Source organism: Streptomyces longispororuber, assembly GCF_014656095.1.
Taxonomy (GTDB): Bacteria; Actinomycetota; Actinomycetes; order Streptomycetales; family Streptomycetaceae; genus Streptomyces; species Streptomyces longispororuber.
This window is the reverse complement of record NZ_BNBT01000062.1, coordinates 1-19,434: the sequence shown is the minus strand read 5'-3', so window position 1 is coordinate 19,434 and position 19,434 is coordinate 1. Positions and strand designations below refer to the sequence as shown.

General features: G+C 74.8%; 20 protein-coding genes. 11 read left to right on the top strand and 9 right to left on the bottom strand.

Annotated elements, in window-relative coordinates:
- The first annotated feature begins 118 nt into the window (after positions 1-118).
- A complete protein-coding gene (locus IE330_RS20030; protein ID WP_190137439.1) occupies positions 119-595 on the top strand; it encodes a DUF3574 domain-containing protein in 477 nt (158 codons plus the stop codon).
- Positions 596-628: 33 nt separating this feature from the next.
- Here IE330_RS20030 and IE330_RS20025 read toward each other — a convergent pair whose 3' ends face one another.
- Positions 629-1,045, bottom strand: coding sequence for a hypothetical protein (locus IE330_RS20025; RefSeq protein ID WP_190137438.1), 417 nt, complete (start codon positions 1,043-1,045; stop codon positions 629-631).
- Positions 1,046-1,308: 263 nt separating this feature from the next.
- Between IE330_RS20025 and IE330_RS20020 the strand changes: the two genes are divergently transcribed.
- From IE330_RS20020 to IE330_RS20000, 5 genes are all read left to right on the top strand, one after another.
- A complete protein-coding gene (locus tag IE330_RS20020; protein WP_190137437.1) occupies positions 1,309-2,358 on the top strand; it encodes a metallophosphoesterase family protein in 1,050 nt (349 codons plus the stop codon).
- Positions 2,359-2,379: 21 nt separating this feature from the next.
- Positions 2,380-3,687: an MFS transporter gene (locus IE330_RS20015; RefSeq protein WP_190137436.1), complete on the top strand. Its 1,308-nt coding sequence runs from the start codon at positions 2,380-2,382 to the stop codon at positions 3,685-3,687.
- A 4-nt stretch (positions 3,688-3,691) separates the two neighbouring features.
- Complete coding sequence (locus IE330_RS20010; RefSeq protein WP_190137435.1) at positions 3,692-4,696, top strand: TolB-like translocation protein; 1,005 nt, start codon at positions 3,692-3,694, stop codon at positions 4,694-4,696.
- 159 nt (positions 4,697-4,855) lie between these two features.
- Positions 4,856-5,275 (top strand): RidA family protein, encoded by a 420-nt coding sequence (locus IE330_RS20005; RefSeq protein ID WP_190137434.1) that lies wholly within the window; start codon positions 4,856-4,858, stop codon positions 5,273-5,275.
- Entirely contained in the window at positions 5,272-5,727 is a 456-nt protein-coding gene (locus IE330_RS20000) for a GNAT family N-acetyltransferase (protein ID WP_190137433.1), read from the top strand. The genes IE330_RS20005 and IE330_RS20000 overlap by 4 nt, the downstream gene beginning before the upstream one ends.
- A 19-nt stretch (positions 5,728-5,746) precedes the next feature.
- Here IE330_RS20000 and IE330_RS19995 read toward each other — a convergent pair whose 3' ends face one another.
- Positions 5,747-6,727, bottom strand: a complete 981-nt coding sequence (locus IE330_RS19995) for a glycoside hydrolase family 6 protein (RefSeq protein WP_190137432.1) — start codon at positions 6,725-6,727, stop codon at positions 5,747-5,749.
- A 263-nt stretch (positions 6,728-6,990) separates the two neighbouring features.
- Positions 6,991-8,565, bottom strand: a complete 1,575-nt coding sequence (locus IE330_RS19990; RefSeq protein WP_190137431.1) for a YfcC family protein — start codon at positions 8,563-8,565, stop codon at positions 6,991-6,993.
- A gap of 211 nt (positions 8,566-8,776) precedes the next feature.
- On the opposite strand from IE330_RS19990, the gene IE330_RS19985 reads away from it, so the two are divergent.
- Positions 8,777-9,205 carry an RNA-binding S4 domain-containing protein gene (locus tag IE330_RS19985; protein ID WP_190137430.1) on the top strand — a complete coding sequence of 143 codons (429 nt, stop codon included), beginning with the start codon at positions 8,777-8,779 and terminating at the stop codon, positions 9,203-9,205.
- A gap of 111 nt (positions 9,206-9,316) precedes the next feature.
- Here IE330_RS19985 and IE330_RS19980 read toward each other — a convergent pair whose 3' ends face one another.
- Complete coding sequence (locus IE330_RS19980) at positions 9,317-10,318, bottom strand: acyltransferase domain-containing protein (RefSeq protein WP_190137429.1); 1,002 nt, start codon at positions 10,316-10,318, stop codon at positions 9,317-9,319.
- 77 nt (positions 10,319-10,395) lie between these two features.
- Here IE330_RS19980 and IE330_RS19975 point away from each other — a divergent pair, with 77 nt between their 5' ends.
- Positions 10,396-10,653, top strand: coding sequence for a DUF6343 family protein (locus IE330_RS19975; protein ID WP_190137428.1), 258 nt, complete (start codon positions 10,396-10,398; stop codon positions 10,651-10,653).
- 97 nt (positions 10,654-10,750) lie between these two features.
- On the opposite strand, the gene IE330_RS19970 is transcribed toward IE330_RS19975, so the two are convergent.
- From IE330_RS19970 to IE330_RS19955, 4 genes are all read right to left on the bottom strand, one after another.
- Entirely contained in the window at positions 10,751-11,137 is a 387-nt protein-coding gene (locus IE330_RS19970) for a tetratricopeptide repeat protein (protein ID WP_190137427.1), read from the bottom strand.
- A 220-nt stretch (positions 11,138-11,357) separates the two neighbouring features.
- Complete coding sequence (locus tag IE330_RS19965; protein ID WP_190137426.1) at positions 11,358-11,738, bottom strand: DUF3592 domain-containing protein; 381 nt, start codon at positions 11,736-11,738, stop codon at positions 11,358-11,360.
- A 24-nt stretch (positions 11,739-11,762) separates the two neighbouring features.
- Positions 11,763-12,362 carry a dephospho-CoA kinase gene (gene coaE / locus IE330_RS19960; protein ID WP_190137425.1) on the bottom strand — a complete coding sequence of 200 codons (600 nt, stop codon included), beginning with the start codon at positions 12,360-12,362 and terminating at the stop codon, positions 11,763-11,765.
- Between the two features lie 45 nt (positions 12,363-12,407).
- Positions 12,408-13,346: a PAC2 family protein gene (locus IE330_RS19955; protein ID WP_190137424.1), complete on the bottom strand. Its 939-nt coding sequence runs from the start codon at positions 13,344-13,346 to the stop codon at positions 12,408-12,410.
- A gap of 383 nt (positions 13,347-13,729) precedes the next feature.
- Between IE330_RS19955 and IE330_RS19950 the strand changes: the two genes are divergently transcribed.
- Positions 13,730-14,695, top strand: coding sequence for a right-handed parallel beta-helix repeat-containing protein (locus tag IE330_RS19950; RefSeq protein ID WP_190137423.1), 966 nt, complete (start codon positions 13,730-13,732; stop codon positions 14,693-14,695).
- A gap of 160 nt (positions 14,696-14,855) precedes the next feature.
- Here the strand turns inward: IE330_RS19950 and rpsA are convergent, their stop codons facing one another.
- On the bottom strand, positions 14,856-16,355 hold the full coding sequence (gene rpsA, locus IE330_RS19945) for a 30S ribosomal protein S1 (RefSeq protein ID WP_190137422.1): 1,500 nt from the start codon (positions 16,353-16,355) through the stop codon (positions 14,856-14,858).
- 378 nt (positions 16,356-16,733) lie between these two features.
- Here rpsA and IE330_RS19940 point away from each other — a divergent pair, with 378 nt between their 5' ends.
- Both IE330_RS19940 and IE330_RS19935 read left to right on the top strand, forming a co-directional pair.
- Positions 16,734-17,546, top strand: a complete 813-nt coding sequence (locus IE330_RS19940; protein WP_190137460.1) for a class I SAM-dependent methyltransferase — start codon at positions 16,734-16,736, stop codon at positions 17,544-17,546.
- 127 nt (positions 17,547-17,673) lie between these two features.
- A partial coding sequence (locus IE330_RS19935) for a helicase-related protein (protein WP_190137421.1) occupies positions 17,674-19,434 on the top strand: 1,761 nt, incomplete at its 3' end.

Genomic DNA, 19,434 nt, shown 5'->3' with positions numbered 1-19,434 from the left:
CCCCGGCCGCACCCCCCCCCGACCGCACCAGCCACCACCACAGCCACACGCCCGCCGACGGAGCCCGCGGGCAGAGGTCCACCCCCCTGCCCCGCCCGACCACGGAAAGGCCCCCGCCATGCCCCTCACCCTCACGCTCACCGGCCCCCGCCTGGCCCTGGCGGCGACGGCCGCCGCGCTCGCGGTCGGTGCGCCCACCGCGTACGCGGCGCTCGACGGCGACCAGCCGCGGCCCGCGGCCGCCGGCGCGACGCAGTCCCGGGGCGAGCCCTACGTCGAGACCCACCTGTTCTTCGGCACCGCACGCCCCGACGGCGGCCCCGCCGTCACGGACAAGCAGTTCATGCGGTTCGTCGACACCGAGGTGACACCGGGCTTCCCCGACGGCCTGACCATCCAGCAGGGCCGCGGCCAGTGGAAGGACCGCAGCGGCACGATCGAGCGGGAGCGCAGCTACGAGCTGATCCTGCTGTACCCCACGGCCCAGGCCGGGCGGCGCGACAAGCTCATCGAGGAGATCCGCTCGGACTACGAGAAGAAGTTCGCGCAGGAGTCGGTGGGCCGGCTGGACGACCGGGCCCGGGTCGACTTCTGAGAGAGCGCGCCCCGGCCTGGCCCGGCCGGGGCGCTACCCGAGGTGCACGTCCCCCACGGTGTGCGCCTGGATCACGCCGCCGTGCTGCACCCCGCCGCTGATGGTGTTGCGCACGGTCCCGCCCCGGCCGTCGTCCCCGTACCCCAGCTCGTCGAGGAGTGCCCGCAGCTCCGCCGCCGCCTCGGGGTCCGCGCGCAGCGCCCGCCGCATCCGGGCGCGCCACTCGGCCCGTACGTCGTCCGCGGCCGCGCCGTCCCCGGCGTCCTGGGCCGCGGTGAACTCGGCCCGGGCCGCGTCGAGTTCGCGCCCCACCGCGTCCTCACCGGCGCCGCCCCGCCGCCCGAGGAGGGCCGCGACGCGCCCGCGCGCGGCGGCCCACCCGTCCCCCACCATCGCCTGCACGAGCGCCGTAGCACCGGACGCCGCGAGGGCGGCCAACTCTGCGTCCACGGGGTCTCCTTCGTCAGGGGCCGACAGCGGTCGGCGGCCGCTTCACGTCAACGGTAGCCGCGTGTCCGGCAGTTGGTGTTGCGCGCCGCCCACATCCGGTAGGAAACTTTCCTAACAATTCTCGGTCGAGCCCATTGACCTGCTCATGACCAGTGGCCACCATTCCTGTCACGGCCCCGCGGACCGCCGGTGCACAGCCCGTGCACCGCCCCGCGCGCCGCTTCCGCACGCCCCCTCCCGCACCCCCCACCCAGGAGACGGACATGCCGCAGACACCCGACGCCACGAACCGCGACGCCACGAACGGCGACGCCGCGAGCGAGCCCGGCGCCGCCACCGCCGAGACCGCCACGGGCACCACCACCGACACCGGCCCCGCCGCCGGCCACCGTGCGCGCCGCGCCCGCCGGCTCGTGCCCGTGGCCGCCGCCACCGCGCTCGCCGTCACCGGAGGGCTGCTGCTCTGGTCCCCCGCCGGGGAGGCCGGCGCCAGTCCCAGCCGGGCGGCCGCCGCGTTCTCCGCCGTAGCCGTCGGCGACATCGCCGAGCAGTGCACCAAGAGCGACAGCGACTGCGCGCACCCGAAGACCGCCGCGCTCGTGCAGCGGCTCAACCCGGACTTCGTGATGACCATGGGCGACAACCAGTACGACGACGCCCGGCTCAAGGACTTCCAGAAGTACTACGCGACCACGTGGGGCGCCTTCAAGGACAAGACGCGGCCGGTGCCGGGGAACCACGAGACGTACGACCCGGCGGGCCCGCTCAAGGGGTACAAGAGCTACTTCGGGTCCGTCGCCTACCCCGACGGCAAGAGCTACTACAGCTTCGACAAGGGCAACTGGCACTTCATCGCGCTGGACTCCAACAGCTTCGACGACCGCGCGCAGATCGACTGGCTCAAGCGGGACCTCGCCGACAACGACAAGAAGTGCGTGGCCGCGTACTTCCACCACCCGCTGTTCTCCTCCGGCGGGCACGGCAACAACCCCGTCGGCAAGCCCGTGTGGAAGCTGCTGCGCGGCGCGAGGACGGAGCTCGTGCTCGGCGGGCACGACCACCACTACGAGCGGTTCGCGCCGCAGGACGAGAACGGGAAGGCCGACGCGAGCAAGGGCATCGTCGAGGTCATCGCCGGGACCGGCGGCGCCAACCCGTACAAGATCGAGGAAGTGCAGCCCCACAGCCAGAAGCGGATCACCAACGTCTACGGCGTGGTGCAGTTCGACTTCAGGGACGACGGGTACTCGTGGAAGCTCGTCGGCACCGACGGGTCCACGAAGGACACCAGCCCCGCCTACTCCTGCCGCTGACGCCGGACCCGGTCCCCGCCCATGTATCTGGCCAGTACGGACGCGGTCGCCACCGCCGCGGGCAACCGCCGCACGCGCGGCCGCGTCACCGGTCCCGTCCTCGCGCTCGGCGCGGTCAGCCTCGTCACGGACATCTCCTCGGAGATGGTCGCCGCCGTGCTCCCGCTCTACTTCGTGCTGGGGCTCGGGCTCTCCCCGCTCCAGTTCGGCTTCCTCGACGGGCTGTACAACGGGGTGACGGCCGTCGTCCGGCTGCTCGGCGGGTACGTCGCCGACCGGCGCGGCGGGCACAAGGCCGTCGCCGGCTCCGGCTACCTGCTGTCCGCGCTCTCCCGGCTCGGGCTGCTGCTCGCGGGCGGGGCCACCGCCGGGATCGGCGCGGCCCTGGCCGCGGACCGGCTCGGCAAGGGCGTCCGCACCGCCCCGCGCGACGCGCTGATCTCCCTGCACAGCCCGCCCGACGCCCTGGGCCGCGCCTTCGGCGTGCACCGGGCGATGGACACGGTCGGCGCGCTGCTCGGCCCGCTCGCGGCGTTCGCGCTGCTGTGGGCGACGGCGGACGCGTACGACGCCGTGTTCGTCGTCAGCTTCTGCTTCGGGCTGTTCGGGGTGCTGCTGCTCGTCGCGTTCGTCCCCGCGGGCCCGCCGTCGCCGGAGCGCTCCCCCGGCGCCGGGCGCGCCGGCCGCAGGGCGCGCGCGGCCGCAGGGGCCCGCTCCGCCCTCGCCCTGCTCCGCCACCGCGCCTTCCGGCGGGTGTGCGGCGCCGCCGCGCTGCTCGGCGCCGCCACCGTCGGCGACGCCTTCCTGTACCTGCTGCTCCAGCGGCGGCTCGACTTCGCGGAGAGCTGGTTCCCGCTGCTTCCGCTCGGCACCGCCGCCGTGTACCTGCTGCTCGCCGTCCCCGTGGGGCGGCTCGCCGACCGGTTCGGGCGCCGCGGGCCGTTCCTCGCGGGGCACGCCGCGCTGCTCGCCGCGTACGCGCTGCTGCTCCTGCCGACCGGCGGCCGGACGCTGCTCGTCGGGGTGCTGCTCGCCCTCGGGGTGTTCTACGCCGCCACCGACGGCGTCCTGATGGCGCTCGTCGCCCCGTACGTGCCGCCGGACCGGCGGGCCAGCGGCATGGCCGTGGTGCAGACCGGCCAGGCGCTCAGCCGCCTCGTCGCCGCCGCCGGGTTCGGTGCCGCCTGGACGCTGTGGGGCGTCGGCACCGCGCTGGCCTGCGCGGCCCTCGCGCTCACGGCGGCCATCGCGGGCGCGGCGGCCCTGCTGCCCCGGACCGGCTCCTCCGCTCCCCCCGCCGGTGCCCGCGCCTCGGAAAGGACCGCGTGACCGTATGAACGCCTTCCCGCACGTCTCCCCCAAACTGCGCGTCCTCGCCGTCTCGGTGGCCGCCGCCGTCCTCGCCACCGTGGCGGTCACCTACACCGTGCGCGCCGCCCACGACGCCCAGCCCACCGCCGCCACCTCCGCGTTCGCCCTCGACCGGGGACACCTGTACTTCCGCTCCACCGAGGCGGGCGCGGGCCGTGTCGCCCGGCTGCCCCTCACCGGCGCGGGGCGGCGCACCACCGACGGCCCCTCCTGCGAGCGCTTCCACGCGTCCGGCGGCACCGGCCTGTGCCTGCTGCGCCGCCCCGGCATCCCGCCCAAGGCGTACGCCGTCGTCCTGGACGGCAGGCTGCGGGAGAAGCGCCGGATCGCGCTGCCGGGCATCCCGAACCGGGCCCGCGTGTCGGCGTCCGGCCGGATGCTGTCGTGGACGATGTTCACCACCGGCGACTCCTACGCGGGCGGCGGCGCGTCCTTCTCGACCCGCACCTCCCTCCTCGACACCCGCACCGGCTACCTGATCAAGAACATGGAGGAGATCCCGCTCACCCTCGGCGGCCGCCGGTACCACTCCCCCGACGTCAACTACTGGGGCGTCACCTTCGCCCGCGACGACAACCGCTTCTACGCCACCGTCTCGACGCGCGGGAAGACGTACCTCGTCCGCGGCGACCTGCGGAAGTGGACCGCCGAAACCCTCCGCGAGAACGCCGAGTGCCCGTCCCTGTCCCCCGACGGCACGCGCCTCGCCTTCAAGAAGCGGGTCCGGGGCGGCACGAAGGACCCCTGGCGGCTGTACGTCCTGGACCTGCGCACGATGCGCGAGCGCCCGCTCGCCGAGGACCGCTCCGTCGACGACCAGGCGGCGTGGCGCGACGACGGCACCCTGGCGTACGCCCTGCCGGGCCGCGACGGGCGGAAGTCGGACATCTGGACGGTGCCCGCCGACGGCTCCGGCCGCCCGGAACTGCTGGTGCCGGGCGGGAGTTCACCGGCGGTGGTGCGCTGAGCCCGACGCCGCGCGCCCCGGGGGCGCGGCACGCGCCGGGGGCGCGCGGAACGCGGCTGCGGCGCCGTGCCGGAGGGGCGCGACATGCGGGTGCGGCGCCGTGCCGGAGGCGTGTGAAATTCAGGTGCGGGCGCGGGCGCGGACCCGGAGGATGCGGCCATGGCCACCCACCGCACCGTCGTCCCGTCCCTCTTCCCTCCCCCGGGCTACGCCCACGCCGCCGTCGTCGAGGCCGGGACCCGGCTCGCCTTCATGGCCGGTTCCGTGCCGCTGGACGCCGACGGCGCGCTCGTCGGCGCGGGCGACGTCGCGGCGCAGACCCGGCAGGTCGTCGCCAACCTCGACGAGGCCCTGCGCGCCGTCGGCAGCGACCTGTCCCAGGTGGTGGCGAGCACGGTGTACGTCGTCGGGGACGAGCCCGGCGTCCTCAGCGAGGCCTGGGCGGTCGTCCGCGCCTCGGGGCTGCTCGCGACCGAGCCGCACACGTCCACGCTGCTCGGCGTGACGGTCCTCGGCTACCCCGGGCAGCTCGTGGAGATCACCGCCACGGCCGTCGTACCGGAAGGCACCGGCGCGTGACGGCAGGACCGGCGACGGTCACCCTGCGCCCGGCCACCGCCGCCGAAGGACCCGCCGTCGCCGAGGTCTACCTGCGCGCGTACGACGCGGCCCTGCCGACCGTGCGGCGCGCCCACACCGACGACGAGGTGCGGGACTTCTTCCGCCACGTGGTGGAGCGCGGCACCACGTGGGTCGCCGAGGAGGCGGGCGCGGTGGTCGGGATGATGGTCCTGGACGGCACCGAGCTGAGCCAGCTCCACCTCGCCCCCGACCGGCGCGGCCGCGGCATCGGCGACCGCTTCGTCGCGCTCGCCAAGGAGCGCTCCCCGAGCGGTCTGTCGCTGTGGACGTTCCAGGTCAACGCGCCCGCCCGGCGCTTCTACGAGCGCCACGGCTTCACCGCCGACCGCTGGACGGACGGCGACAACGAGGAGGGCGTGCCGGACGTGCGCTACGTCTGGCGCCCCTGACCCGCCGACGGGACCGGCCTCAGACCAGGGAGTTGCGGGCCAGCTCCAGGGCGTACCGGGGCCACCACCGGCCCGCCGCGGGCCCGCCCCGGCAGGTGCCGTCGGACTCGCCGGGGCGCTTGATCCACAGGTAGGCGTCGACGGCGGGGTCGCCGGTGCGGGTCGTGGGCGCCCTGCCGAGGGCGCGGCCGGGCGGATTGCACCACGGCTCGTCGCCCTCGTACGGGCCGTTGCCGTTGCGGCTGGAGTCGATGACGAAGTGCGGCTCGCCGCCGAGGGCCCGGGCGAGCTCGTGCCCGTACGCGGCGCTCACCTCGTCGGTGTGGAAGTTGGACACGTTCAGGGCGAAGCCGTCGGCGCGCTCGACGCCCGCCAGCCGCAGCGGCGTGACCAGCCGGCGCACCTGCGGGATCCACCCGGCGTTGCCGGCGTCGAGGTACACCCGGGTGCCCGCCTGCCGCTTGAGCCGGTCCACGGCGTACGCGAGCAGTTCGTACCGCTCCTCGTCGTCGGCCCCCTCGCAGTCCTCCGCCACCGCGTGCGCGACGGCGTCCGGCTCGACGACCACGTACGCGCCGTGCGGGCCGAGCGCGGCCGCGAAGTCGTCGATCCACCGCCGGTAGTGGTCGCCGTCGCTCGCGCCCCCGGCCGAGTACGCGCCGCAGTCGCGGTCCGGGACGAAGTACGCGACGAGCACGGGGACGCGCTCCGCCTCGGCCGCCCGCTCGACGACGGACCGCACCCGGGGTCCGGGGTCGTCCTGGCTGAACCACTCGGCCTGGGCCCGTACGGAGATGCGGGCCAGCGTCCAGGCGTCGGCGAACCGCCCCTGGCGGCTCCACGCGGCGGCCTGCCGGGCGGCGCCGGTGTCCGGGTTCACCCAGAAGGAGACGTCGTCGTCGCCCTCGTCCCGGTCGGGAGCCGGGGCCGGGGCGGCGGCGAGGGCGGCCAGCGCGAGGACGGCGACGACGAGGCGGCGGGCGGCAGGCAGGAACGACATCCGGGCTCCCGGGAAGGGTCTGGGCCCGGCCGACGGGTGCGGCCGGGCGCGGAGGACGGGGGACAACGGGGCGCGGCGGACGGGGCCGACCGCGCCGGGGGTGGACGGTGGGTCCGGGAAGCTGCGACCCGGTGGAGCCGAAGCGCGACCCGGAGAGCGGTGGCCCGGCGGGCCCGGAACGCGGCGACCCGGCAGGCCCGGAACGTGGCGACCCAGCAGGCCCGAAGAACGGCGACCCGGCAGGCCCGGGGAACGGCGGCCCGTCACGTCACCACCGCGCCCAGTGCCACGAACCCGCAGACGAGCACGGCGAGCAGCGCCAGCAGTGGCCACACGAACCGCAGGTAGGCGTCGTAGCCGACCTTCGCCAGCGCCACCCCGCCGATCGTCACGGCGGTGGTCGGCACCCACAGGTTCATCCACCCGCTGGCCGCGGTCCAGGCGGTGACGACGACCGACCGCGGCACCCCGGCGAAGTCCGCGAGCGGCACGAGGATCGGCATGGCGAGCGTGGCGTGCCCGGACGTGGACGGGATGAGGAAGGCCAGCGGCAGGTTGACCAGGAACACGGCGACCGCGAACACCGCGGACGAGGTGTCCTCGACCACGCCCTCGATCGAGTGCAGCACGGTGTCCGTGACCCGCGCGTTGTTCATGACGGCCGTGACCCCGCGCGCCAGGACGATCACCAGGGCGGGCGTGAGGAAGTCGGCCGCGCCGCGGACGACCGTGGCGCTGAGTTCCTGCTCCCCCATCCGGGCGACCAGGCCCACGAGCACCGCCGCGCACAGGAACAGGGCCGCCAACCGCGGGAAGGACCAGCCGAGTTCGAAGCCGTACGGCGCGGCGTCCGCGTCCCCGGTCAGCGCGCTCGACCAGGGCACCACCGCGAAGATCATGAAGGCGAAGACGAGGGCGACCACCACGAGCACGGTCCGGTGCAGCCGGGTCAGCGGCGGCGCCTCCGCGGCCGCCCGCCCGGCGCCGGCCCGCTCGCGGTCGCCGGGCAGGAAGCCGCTGAGCGAGCGCCCCGGGTCCTTCCGTACGCGCCGCGCGTACCGGAGGACGTACGCGACCGTCACCCCCGTCAGGACCAGCCACATCACCCCGCGCAGCACGATGCCGTCGCCGAGCGGGACGTCCGCGGCCGAGGAGGCCACGCCCGTCGCGAACGGGTTGACGGTCGAGCACAGCACGCCGATGCCCGCGCCCGGGATGATCACGCCGACGGCGGTCATGCGGTCGTAGCCGAGGGCCAGCATCAGCGGCACGACCAGGCCGTAGAACCCGAGCGTCTCCTCGGCGAAGCCCTCCACCGTCCCGAGGAGGGAGAAGACCACCATGACGCCCGCGATGAGCAGCGCGCCGCGCTCGCGCAGCCGGTGGGCGAGGCGGCCGATGCCGCGGTCGAGGGCGCCGGTGGCGAAGACGACGGTGATGAACGCGCCGATCGCGAGGACGAAGAGGAACACGCCCGCGCTGCCGTACAGCTCCCCGGTGAGGTCGGGCCCGACCCGGCCGGACTCGGGGTCGCGCACGCCGTACAGGCCGTTGACGGGCGCCAGGAACAGCTCGTCGAGCCGGTCGGTGACGGACTGGTCGCCGGGGACGCGGTGGTAACTGCCCTGGACGGGCGCACCCTTGTCGTCGCGGTCGTAGACCCCGGACGGGACGAGGAAGGCGAGCAGCCACACCGCCACGGTGACGACCACCAGCACGGTCAGGGCGCTGGGGAAGGTGAACTTCGCCCGCGGCGCGGGCCCTTCACCGCCGGGCGCGGGCTCTTCACCGCCGGCCGCGGGCCCTTCGCCGCCGGGCGGGGGTGGCGGGGCGCTCATGCGCGGCCCCCGCGGGAGCCGTCCGCCGGCCCTTCGGCCGTGGGGGCGGGCTCTTGGGGCGTCATGGGCAGCACCTCCGCATCCTCCGCACCGGCTGGGGCGCACGCTTTGCCACGATAAGCCCGCATTATCGGGTGCGGTGGCACGCGGATGACGGACGGCTCGCCGGTCGCCCCGGGCACCCGCACCGATGTCGCATTAAGGTCGGCACATGGCTTCGGAGACTTCGGGAGGCGACGCGGCGGGCGGCACCGTGCGCGTCGACAGTTGGATCTGGTCGGTACGCCTGGTCAAGAGCCGGTCGATGGGCGCGGCGGCCTGCAAGGGCGGCCACGTCAGGGTGAACGGCGAGCGGGTCAAGCCCGCCCACGGCGTGAAGCCCGGCGACGAGGTCCGGCTGCGCCAGGCCCAGGGCCGCGAGCGGGTCGTGGTCGTCAAGCGCCTGATCCGCAAGCGCGTGGGGGCGCCCGTCGCCGTGGAGTGCTACGTCGACAACAGCCCGCCGCCGCCCCCGCGCGAGGCCGTGGCCCCGGCGGGCGTCCGCGACCGGGGCGCCGGCCGCCCGACCAAGCGGGACCGCCGCGAGCTGGAGCGGCTGCGGGGCGTGCTGGGCCGGAAGGACGGTCCCTCGGACGCGTGAGGGCGGAGGCCGCGGCCACCGCCCCCGGCGTCGCGTCCTCCGCCCCCGGGCACGGCGTCGCGGCCCCCACCCCCGGGCACGGCGTCGCGTCCTCCGCCCCGGGCACGGCGCCTACAGCGCGAACCAGCCGTCGCCGCCGTACCAGTGGCCGCCCGCGCGCAGATGGTCCCCGACGGCGCGCTCCACGCGGGTGCGCCGGGGCAGCCGGTCCACCGGCAGGTCGCGGTCGCCGAAGACGAAGCCGATGGGGACGGTGTCGTCCGGCTCCTCGTCGGCTCCCCTGGGGACGAGCCGGAAGCGGTCCTGGAAGCGCACGATGTTCGCGTCGGCGGGCAGGTAGCGCCGCAACTGGGGGTCGAGGAGCCACGAGTGGCACACCGCGACCTCGTAGCGCTCGTCGGGGAAGTGGCGCCGGAAGAAGTCCCGGGCGAGCGCCACCGACCGGTCGCACGCCGCGGGCGGGAGCGGGCCGTGGAAGTCGGGTATGTGCACGCTCAGGCAGCGGTCGTCGGGGCCGAGCGCGCGGCCGTCCCGGGCGACGGCCTCCGCCATGCGCGCGCCGAGCCGCGCCCGCTGGAACTGCAGCCGCCCGAGCTGGTAGAGCTCGCCCCGGAAGTGCAGCGCGTTCCAGCCGGGCACCGGGACGCCCCGGCCGCCGTGGCCCCTGCGGTGGACGGCCATGTGCCGCCCGAGGTCGGCGAGGGTGCGGCGGGCGACGTCGTCGGGTATGCCGCGGCGGCGGTGGTAGGCGCGCACGTGCGGCAGCGCGGCGAGGAACACGAACACGTAGAAGCAGGTGCCGAGCTCGCCGAGCTCCTCCGGCAGGACCGGCGTCCGCGGCTGCCCGCCGGGCTCGCCCAGGTCCCGTACGAGCGCGTCGGCGCAGCGTGCGAGGAGCCAGCGGGTGTCGTCGTGGCCCAGGACGTGCGCGCGCAGGGCGACGAGCGCGTTGACGTCCTCGTGGGGCACGGCCAGGTCGAGCAGGACCTCGGGCAGGTCGTCGGGGTCCGGCAGGACCACCTCGGTCCGCGGCTCCCCCGCCTCCCGCAGCTCCTTCAGCCACGCGGCGAGCCCCTGGTCACTCTCCGCCGCGGCCCGCAGCACGTCCAGCACGGTCCCGCCCTTCCCTCGAATCGCCCCTTCCGCTCCGCCCGCGCCGGGGGGGACCCTGGAAGGAGAGGTGACGTCCGATGCGCACAGGCAGTGAACCGGTCACGGCACGCAGCCCCCTGCGCATGCGCTTCTGGTTCAGCGTATGGGGCTTGGTCTGGACGATTGCGGGCACGGTGGCCTTCGCGCTCGCCGGGCGCCCCGGCTGGGCGGCGGCGTGCGGCGCGCTGTGGCTCGTGGTCACCGTCGACCTGGTCCTGGTGCTGCGCCACATCCGGCAGGGGCCGCACTACCAGCCGGGCCGCGACGTGCCGCCGTACGAGCCGCCGGGGTCCTGAGCGGGGGCCCGCCGGGGCCGGGAGGGGGCCGCGTGGGAGCCCACCGGGGTCCCTGGCCAGGAGGGGCGGAGTGCGGGGCGGCCGGGGGGGCGGGGCCTCACGTGCTGCCGTCGGCGCCGTCCGCCCGGTCGAACCGCGCCGCCGCCAGGTACTCGGGCTGCGGGTCGAGCGCCGCCGCGAGCCGGAAGTGGCGGCGGGCCTGGTCGGGCCGCGCGGCGCGCTCATAGGTGCGGGCCAGCGCGAAGTGCGCGAACGCGTTGTCCGGCTCGCGCTCCAGGACGATGCTGAACTCCAGCTCGGCGGCGCGCAGTTGGGCGGAGGCGAAGAACGCGCGGGCCCGCAGCAGGCGCGCCGCCGTGTTCTCCGGGTGGGCGGCGATGACCTCGTCGAGGAGCTTCACCGCGCCGCGGGGGTCGCGTGCGGCGAGGAGCTGCTCCGCCGCGCGGAAGTCGATGACATGGCTCTCCGGACTGCGTTCGGGCACGCCGGACTCCTTCCCTTGCCTCCCCGGTGCAACGCCTCGGACGGGCACGCCTATTCCGGGCCCCGCACGGGCATGCGCCGCGTGCGGTGCGGCGTCTCGCACGGGCGTGCTCCGCGCACCGTACGGCGTCTCGCACGGGCCTGCTCCGCGCACCGGCTCCGGGCCGCCGGGGGCCGCGGTCCCGTCACGCCGTGAGCGCGGGTCACGCCGTGAGCGCGGGTCACGCCGTGAGCGCGAGGGCCAGGCCGAGGACCACCAGGCCCGCGCCCGCGGCGACGAAGGCGCGGTCGAGGCCGCGGCGTTCGCTGCCGAGCACCACCACGTCGCGCGGGTCGTCGGCGTCGTACGCGATCGGCACCCGCTGCCCGGCCCGCAGCGGCCGCCGCCGGGTCCCCGGGACCGGGGAGCCGACCTCCACGACCCGGCCGTCCGCCGTCTCGAACTGCAGCGTGGGCCGGTCCGCGCCCTGTCGTACGGCCTTGACCAGCGCCTCCGCCAGGGCCCCTGCCTCGGTGATGCGCCGGGTCCGCCACAGGCCGTACGCGCCCGCGAGCAGCGCCACGAGCCCGCCCAGCGCGGTGAACGACGCCAGGACGACCACGGGCCTCGCCCCCTCCCGGTGCGGCTAGGCGGACGCCCGCTTCCGCAGCTCCTGCCACACGGCGGCCACGCGCGGGGCGAGGTCGCCGAGGGGCCCGTCGTTGTCGATGACGATGTCGGCGACGGCGAGGCGCTTCTCGCGCGTCGCCTGCGCGGCCATGCGGGCGCGGGCGTCGTCCTCGGTCATGCCGCGCAGCCGCGTCAGGCGGTCGAGCTGGGTCTCGGGGCTCGCGTCGACGACGACCACGAGGTCGTACAGCGGCGCGAGGCCGTTCTCGGTGAGCAGCGGCACGTCGTGCACGACCACCGCGTCCGGCGCGGCGGCGCGCTCGAGTTCGGCGGAGCGGGCGCCGACCAGGGGGTGGACGATGCCGTTGAGCGTGGCGAGCTTCGCGGGGTCGGCGAAGACGATCGAGCCGAGCTTGGGCCGGTCCAGGGAGCCGTCCGCGGCGAGGACGTCCTCGCCGAAGGCCTCGACGACCCGGGCGAGCCCGTCCGTGCCGGGCGCCACCACCTCGCGCGCGATGCGGTCGGCGTCGATCAGGACGGCCCCGGACGCGACGAGCAGCCGGGACACCTCGCTCTTTCCGGCGCCGATACCGCCGGTCAAACCCACCTTCAGCATGACGGGCAGCTTAGGGCCTGGGCGCGGGGCCGTGGGGGGCCGTGCTCAGCCGTCGCCCTCACGCTCCGCCAGGAAGCGCTCGAACTCGCGGCCGATCTCGTCCGCCGACGGGATGTCCGCGGGTTCGGCGAGCATGTTGCCCCGCGCCTGGGCGCCGGCCGCCGCGTCGTACTGGTGCTCGAGGCCCTGGACGAGCGAGACCAGCTCCTCGTCGCCCTCCTGGATCTGCCGGTCGATCTCGGTCTGGGTGCGGTGGGCCTCCGTGCGCAGCGCGTGCGCGACGCCGGGCAGGACCAGGCCGGTGGCGGCGGTGATCGCCTCCAGGACGGTGAGGGCGGCGTCCGGGTAGGAGGACCGGGCCACGTAGTGCGGCACGTGGGCGGCGACGCCGAGGACGTCGTGGCCGGCCTGCGCCAGGCGGTACTCGACGAGGGCCTCGGCGCTGCCCGGGACCTGCGCCTCGTCGAAGGGGCTGGTGTGGCCGGGCACCAGGTCCGTGCGGTTGCCGTGCGGGGTCAGGCCGACCGGGCGGGTGTGCGGGACGCCCATCGGGATGCCGTGGAAGTTCACCGAGAGCCGGACGCCGAGCCGCTCGACGATCTCCTTGACGGCGGCGGCGAAGCGCTCCCACTCGATGTCCGGCTCGGGCCCGGAGAGCAGCAGGAAGGGCGCGCCGGTGGCGTCCTGGAGCAGCCGCACGTCCAGCGTGGGCTCCTCGTAGGCGCTCCAGCGGTCGCGGCGGAAGGTCAGCAGCGGGCGGCGGGCGCGGTAGTCCACGAGCCGGTCGTGGTCGAAGCGGGCCACGACCTGCCCGGGCAGGCTGTCCACGAGCCGCTCGACGACCTGGTCGCCGGTCTCACCGGCGTCGATGTATCCGTCGAAGTGGTAGAGCATGACAAGACCGGCCGACTCCTGGGCGAGCGCCATGTCGACGACCGCGAGCCCCTTGGGCTCCCACGCGTACAAACCCTGCGGATCAAGCACAGTGACCGCTCCTCCTCGTGTTCATAGAGCAGAACGCGCCCCGCGAGGCGGGCATTCCCCGCAGGCCAGATTCACAGGGTCGGTTGATATGCCGCTGACACAGCGCACACGCGCACCGGAGCCTGACCAGGAAGGCCCCGCGGACGGGCCGGGACTCCCCGAGCGTTCCCATCCATGAACTGCCCATCCACGTCGACGAGTTCGCACCGCGCCCCGCCCAACGCACGTCGTCGCACCCAGGGTTCTGGTACGGACCTTGACGCGGGTGCGCCCCAGCCCTACCGTCACGAAGCGGCAGGGTTCAGATCCCCGCCCAGAATTCACGTACAAGAATCCGCGCACAAGAATCCGCGTACAGGAACCCGACGGGAAGGCACCCCCCCATGCGCAGCCGCTCCCTGCTCACCCCCGCCCTGGCCGCCGCCGTCGCCGCGGGCTCTCTCACCCTCGGCCCGCACGCGTGGGCCGCGGCGCCCGCCGGCACCATCGAGGTCTCCACGGCCGCCCAGCTCAAGGCGGCCCTCGCGTCCGCCTCGCCCGGCGACACGATCCGCCTCGCCGACGGCACGTACACCGGGAACTTCAAGACTGCCGCCGCCGCGAGCGCCGGGTCCCGCATCACCCTGACCGGCTCCCCGAAGGCGGTCCTCAAGGCGGGCGGCGGCTACGGCCTGCACCTCGACGGCGCCTCGTACTGGACCGTCAAGGGCGTCACCGTGACCGGCGGCCAGAAGGGCATCATGATCGACGCGGCGCGGGGTGTCGTCGTGGACGGCGTCACGGTCCACGGCCTCGCCATGGAGGGGGTGCACTTCCGCAGGTCGAGCAGCGACGGCGTGATCAAGAACTCCCGGATATACGACACCGGGAACGACAACCGCGGCATGGGCGAGGGCGTGTACGTCGGCTCGGCGAACACCCTCTCCGACCGGAGTGACCACGTACAGATCCTGAACAACGTCATCGGTCCTGACGTCGGCGGTGAGGCCGTCGACCTCAAGGAGGGCACCAGGAACGGCCGCGTCGCGGGCAACACCTTCGACGGCCGGGGCCTGACGGGCAACCACTACGACGACTCGTGGGTCGACGTGAAGGGCAACGGCTACGTCATCGAGGACAACACCGGCAGGAACACCACGAACAACGGCTACGAGACCCACACCCAGCAGCCCGGCTGGGGCTGCGGCACGGTCTTCCGCGGCAACAGGTCGGACCTCACGGGCGCGACGGGCCCCCGGCAACTGGCGATCAACGTGACCAACCAGAGCGACACCTGCCGCACGACGGTCCACGCGAGCAACACGGTCACGTCCGGCAAGGGCCTGACGAACATCCCCGTGACGCCATAGCCCGAAGCCCCCGCCCCAAAGGGGGCGCGGGGAACTGCGCGACCAGCCCAAAGGGGCCCGCGGACGAGGAAGAAACGCGCGGCCCCCAAAAAAACGCCTGTGGGCCCGCACTCCGAAGAGTGCGGGCCCACAGTCACCTGCTAACGCCTAGAGGCGAGCCTCAGCTCTGGCCGCCGGCGAGCTTCTCGCGAAGCGCGGCCAGCGCCTCGTCCGAAGCCAGGGCGCCGGAGTTGTCCGGGCCCTCGGAGGAGTACGAACCGCCACCGGAAGCGGCCGGAGCCGCAGCCGCGGCGTCGCCGCCCTCGGCCGCCGCCTGGGCGTCGGCCTCGCGGGACTTGATGACCTGCGCCTGGTGCTGCTCGAAGCGCTGCTGGGCCTCGGCGTACTGGGTCTCCCAGGCCTCGCGCTGGGCCTCGTAACCCTCCAGCCAGTCGTTGGTCTCCGGGTCGAAGCCCTCGGGGTAGATGTAGTTGCCCTGGTCGTCGTAGGACGCGGCCATGCCGTACAGGGTCGGGTCGAACTCGACCGAGGCCGGGTCGGCACCGAAGGACTCGTTGGCCTGCTTCAGCGAGAGGCTGATGCGACGGCGCTCGAGGTCGATGTCGATGACCTTGACGAAGATCTCGTCGTTGACCTGGACGACCTGCTCCGGGATCTCCACGTGGCGCTCGGCCAGCTCGGAGATGTGGACCAGACCCTCGATGCCCTCGTCCACGCGGACGAACGCACCGAACGGAACCAGCTTCGTGACCTTGCCGGGCACGACCTGGCCGATCTGGTGGGTGCGGGCGAACTGCTGCCACGGGTCTTCCTGGGTCGCCTTCAGCGACAGGGAGACGCGCTCGCGGTCCATATCGACGTCGAGGACCTCGACGGTGACCTCCTGGCCGACCTCGACAACCTCGGACGGGTGGTCGATGTGCTTCCAGGACAGCTCGGAGACGTGGACGAGACCGTCGACGCCACCCAGGTCCACGAAGGCACCGAAGTTGACGATGGAGGAGACGACGCCGGAGCGCACCTGACCCTTCTGGAGGGTGGTGAGGAAGGTCTGGCGGACCTCGCTCTGGGTCTGCTCCAGCCAGGCGCGGCGGGACAGGACCACGTTGTTGCGGTTCTTGTCCAGCTCGATGATCTTGGCCTCGAGCTCCTTGCCCACGTAGGGCTGCAGGTCGCGGACACGGCGCATCTCGACCAGGGAGGCCGGGAGGAAGCCGCGGAGGCCGATGTCGAGGATGAGACCACCCTTGACGACCTCGATGACGGTACCGGTGACGATCCCGTCCTCTTCCTTGATCTTCTCGATGGTGCCCCAGGCACGCTCGTACTGGGCGCGCTTCTTCGAGAGGATCAGGCGGCCTTCCTTGTCCTCCTTCTGGAGGACGAGGGCCTCGATCTCGTCACCGACGGCGACGACCTCGTTCGGGTCGACGTCGTGCTTGATGGAGAGCTCGCGGCTCGGGATGACGCCTTCGGTCTTGTAACCGATGTCGAGCAGGACCTCGTCCCGGTCGACCTTCACGATGACGCCGTCGACGATGTCGCCGTCGTTGAAGTACTTGATCGTCTCGTCGATCGCGGCGAGGAAGGCTTCCTCGTTACCGATGTCGTTGACCGCAACCTGCGGGGTGGTGGCGGTGGTCTCGGTGCTGCTCGTCATGTGGGAAAGGGCTCCGGTACGGACATTGAAGTCGTAGGTACTGCTTACGCCGGAGCCCGTTTCGCTCTGCAGAAGCCGGACAGCCTAGGAGGCGCCCTACTTCCCGGGTTCCCAAAGGAAACGGAAGGCGCCTCGACAACCGAGGGGACATACAACAGACGCGAGCGCAACCTGCTATGTCTGAGGAACGCAGGCCCGCAGCGCAACTTGTAGCATACGGGGGCTGCCGGACAGGGTCAATGCGCGAAGGCGCACACCCGGGGCGGATCGCCGCATTCCCGGCACAAAACCAGTTACAAGAGGCCACACGGGCCGCAGCGCGCCCTGCCGCGCCGCGCCCGGACGGCAGCGCCCCGCAGCGTACCGACCAGGGAGCAGATCATCCAAGAGTCCGCCGCACCCGAGCCCGAGGCCACGCGCCGTGCCGCCGACGTCACCGAAAGTGTGCGCGCCAACCGCGGCTGGTGGGACCGGAACGCCGACGAGTACCAGACCGAGCACGGCACGTTCCTCGGTGACGACCGCTTCGTCTGGGGCCCCGAGGGGCTCGACGAGGTGGAGGCGGAGCTGCTCGGCCCGGCGGAGGAGCTGAAGGGCAAGACCGTCCTGGAGATCGGCGCGGGCGCGGCCCAGTGCGCGCGCTGGCTGGCCGGGCAGGGCGCCCGCCCGGTGGCGCTCGACCTCTCGCACCGCCAGCTCCAGCACGCGCTGCGCATCGGCGGCGACTTCCCGCTGGTGTGCGCCGACGCGGGCGCGCTGCCCTTCGCGGACGGCTCCTTCGACCTGGCGTGCTCCGCCTACGGGGCGCTGCCGTTCGTCGCGGAGCCGGTGCGGGTCCTCAAGGAGGTGCGGCGGGTGCTGCGGCCCGGCGGCCGGTTCGTGTTCTCGGTGACGCACCCGATCCGCTGGGCGTTCCCGGACGAGCCGGGCCCCGAGGGCCTGACGGTGGCGGCCTCGTACTTCGACCGCACCCCGTACGTGGAGCAGGACGAGGACGGCCGCGCGGTCTACGTCGAGCACCACCGGACGGTTGGCGACCGGGTGCGGGACGTCGTCGCCGGCGGGTTCCGCCTGGTGGACCTGGTGGAGCCGGAGTGGCCCGCGTGGAACACCCAGGAGTGGGGCGGCTGGTCCCCGCTGCGCGGCAACCTGATCCCCGGCACGGCGGTCTTCGTCTGCGAGCGGGACTGAGGCGCGCGCACGGCGCACGGGTGGCCGGACCGGAGTGCGGCTCGCGCCCGCGCGCGGGGGTGGCTCGGCCGAAGCGAGGCCCGCGCCCGCGCGCGGGGTGCTTCCGGGCCCGTACGACACTGGGTGGGTGATCCGTGACGCCGCTCTTGACCTGCCCGTGCGTGAGGCGCTGCCCGCGCTGCGCGACGCCCTGGAGGGGTCCGGTGCCGCCGTGCTGTGCGCGCCGCCGGGCACCGGCAAGACGACGCTCGTGCCACTGGCGCTCGCGGGCCTGACCGGCGAGGGCCCCCGGCACCGCGTCCTCGTCGCCGAGCCGCGGCGCATCGCCGCGCGCGCCGCCGCCCGGCGCATGGCCTGGCTGCTCGGCGAGAAGCCAGGCGACAGGGTCGGCCTGACGGTGCGCGGGGAGCGCGTGGTGGGGCCGCGCACGCGCGTGGAGGTCGTCACGACCGGCGTGCTGTTGCAGCGGCTGCAACGCGACCAGGAGCTGCCCGGCGTCGACGTCGTGATCATCGACGAGTGCCACGAGCGGCACCTGGACGCGGACACCGTGGCGGCGTTCCTCGTCGACGTACGCGAGACGCTCCGCCCCGACCTGCGGCTGATCGCCGCGTCGGCGACGACGGACGCGGCGGGCTGGGCGCGGGTCCTCGGCGGCGCGCCCGTGGTGGAGGCGGCGGGGACCGCGCACCCCGTGGAGGTCGTGTGGGCGCCCCCGGCGCGCCCGGTGCGCCCGCCGCACGGCCTGCGCGTGGACCCGGCGCTGCTCGCGCACGTGGCCTCGGTGGTGCGGCGGGCCCTGGAGGAGCGGGACGGGGACGTGCTGTGCTTCCTGCCGGGGGTCGGCGAGATCGGCCGGGTGGCCGGACAGCTCGGCGGCCTGGACGGGGTGGAGGTCCTCCAGGTGCACGGGCGGGCCCCGGCCGCGACGCAGGACGCGGTGCTCGCCGGGGGCGAGCGGCGGCGCGTGGTGCTCGCGACGTCCGTGGCCGAGTCGTCCCTGACGGTGCCCGGGGTGCGGGTCGTCGTCGACGCGGGCCTGGCCCGGGAGCCGCGCGTGGACCACGCGCGGGGCCTGAGCTCCCTGACGACGGTACGGGCTTCGCAGGCGGCGGGGCGGCAGCGGGCGGGGCGGGCCGGGCGTGAGGCGCCGGGCACCGTGTACCGGTGCTGGTCGCAGGCGGAGGACGGGCGGCTGCCGCGGTTCCCCGCCCCGGAGATCAAGGTCGCGGACCTGACGGCGTTCGCCCTGCAGACGGCGTGCTGGGGTGACCCGGACGCGTCCGGGCTCGCGCTGCTCGACCCGCCGCCCGGCGGCGCCATGGCGGCGGCCCGGGAGGTTCTGACCGCCGTCGGCGCGGTCGACGGGGCGAGCGGCCGGGCCACCGAGCGGGGGCTGCGGCTGTCCCGGGTGGGCGTGCACCCGCGCCTGGCGCGGGCCCTGCTCGCCGCGGCGCTCGCGCTCGGCGCCCACCGGGTCGCCGAGGCCGTCGCCCTGCTGAGCGAGGAGCCGCCCCGGGAGTACGGGGACGACTTGGCGGCGGCCCTGCGGGAGGCCCGGCGCGGGGGCGACGGGTATGCCGCGCGGTGGCGGGCGGAGGTGTCGCGGCTCTCCGCCGCCGTGGGTACCGCGGGGGTTGCCCGCACGGCCGCCGGTGGCGCGGCGGCGGACGGGCTCCGCCCCGCCACGGCCGAGGCGCCCGTCCGCGGTGACGAGGGCGTGCTCGGGCTCGTGGCCGCGCTCGCCTTCCCCGAGCGCGTCGCCCGGCGCACCGGCGAGGGGGCGTACCTCATGGCGGGCGGGACCCGGGCCGAGCTTGCCGCCGGGTCGCGGCTCGGCGGGGCGCCGTGGCTGGCCGTGGCGGTGGCCGACCGGCCCGCCGGGGCC

Excerpts from the sequence above, each read along its gene's own strand:
- IE330_RS19975 (WP_190137428.1), top strand. The coding sequence starts at position 10,396 with ATGCGCACAGGCAGTGAACCGGTCACGGCACGCAGCCCCCTGCGCATG.
- IE330_RS19995 (WP_190137432.1), bottom strand. The coding sequence starts at position 6,727 with ATGTCGTTCCTGCCTGCCGCCCGCCGCCTCGTCGTCGCCGTCCTCGCG.
- IE330_RS20015 (WP_190137436.1), top strand. The coding sequence starts at position 2,380 with ATGTATCTGGCCAGTACGGACGCGGTCGCCACCGCCGCGGGCAACCGC.
- IE330_RS20030 (WP_190137439.1), top strand. The coding sequence starts at position 119 with ATGCCCCTCACCCTCACGCTCACCGGCCCCCGCCTGGCCCTGGCGGCG.
- coaE (WP_190137425.1), bottom strand. The coding sequence starts at position 12,362 with ATGCTGAAGGTGGGTTTGACCGGCGGTATCGGCGCCGGAAAGAGCGAG.
- rpsA (WP_190137422.1), bottom strand. The coding sequence starts at position 16,355 with ATGACGAGCAGCACCGAGACCACCGCCACCACCCCGCAGGTTGCGGTC.
- IE330_RS19985 (WP_190137430.1), top strand. The coding sequence starts at position 8,777 with ATGGCTTCGGAGACTTCGGGAGGCGACGCGGCGGGCGGCACCGTGCGC.
- IE330_RS20010 (WP_190137435.1), top strand. The coding sequence starts at position 3,692 with ATGAACGCCTTCCCGCACGTCTCCCCCAAACTGCGCGTCCTCGCCGTC.
- IE330_RS20020 (WP_190137437.1), top strand. The coding sequence starts at position 1,309 with ATGCCGCAGACACCCGACGCCACGAACCGCGACGCCACGAACGGCGAC.
- IE330_RS19990 (WP_190137431.1), bottom strand. The coding sequence starts at position 8,565 with ATGAGCGCCCCGCCACCCCCGCCCGGCGGCGAAGGGCCCGCGGCCGGC.
- IE330_RS20005 (WP_190137434.1), top strand. The coding sequence starts at position 4,856 with ATGGCCACCCACCGCACCGTCGTCCCGTCCCTCTTCCCTCCCCCGGGC.
- IE330_RS19950 (WP_190137423.1), top strand. The coding sequence starts at position 13,730 with ATGCGCAGCCGCTCCCTGCTCACCCCCGCCCTGGCCGCCGCCGTCGCC.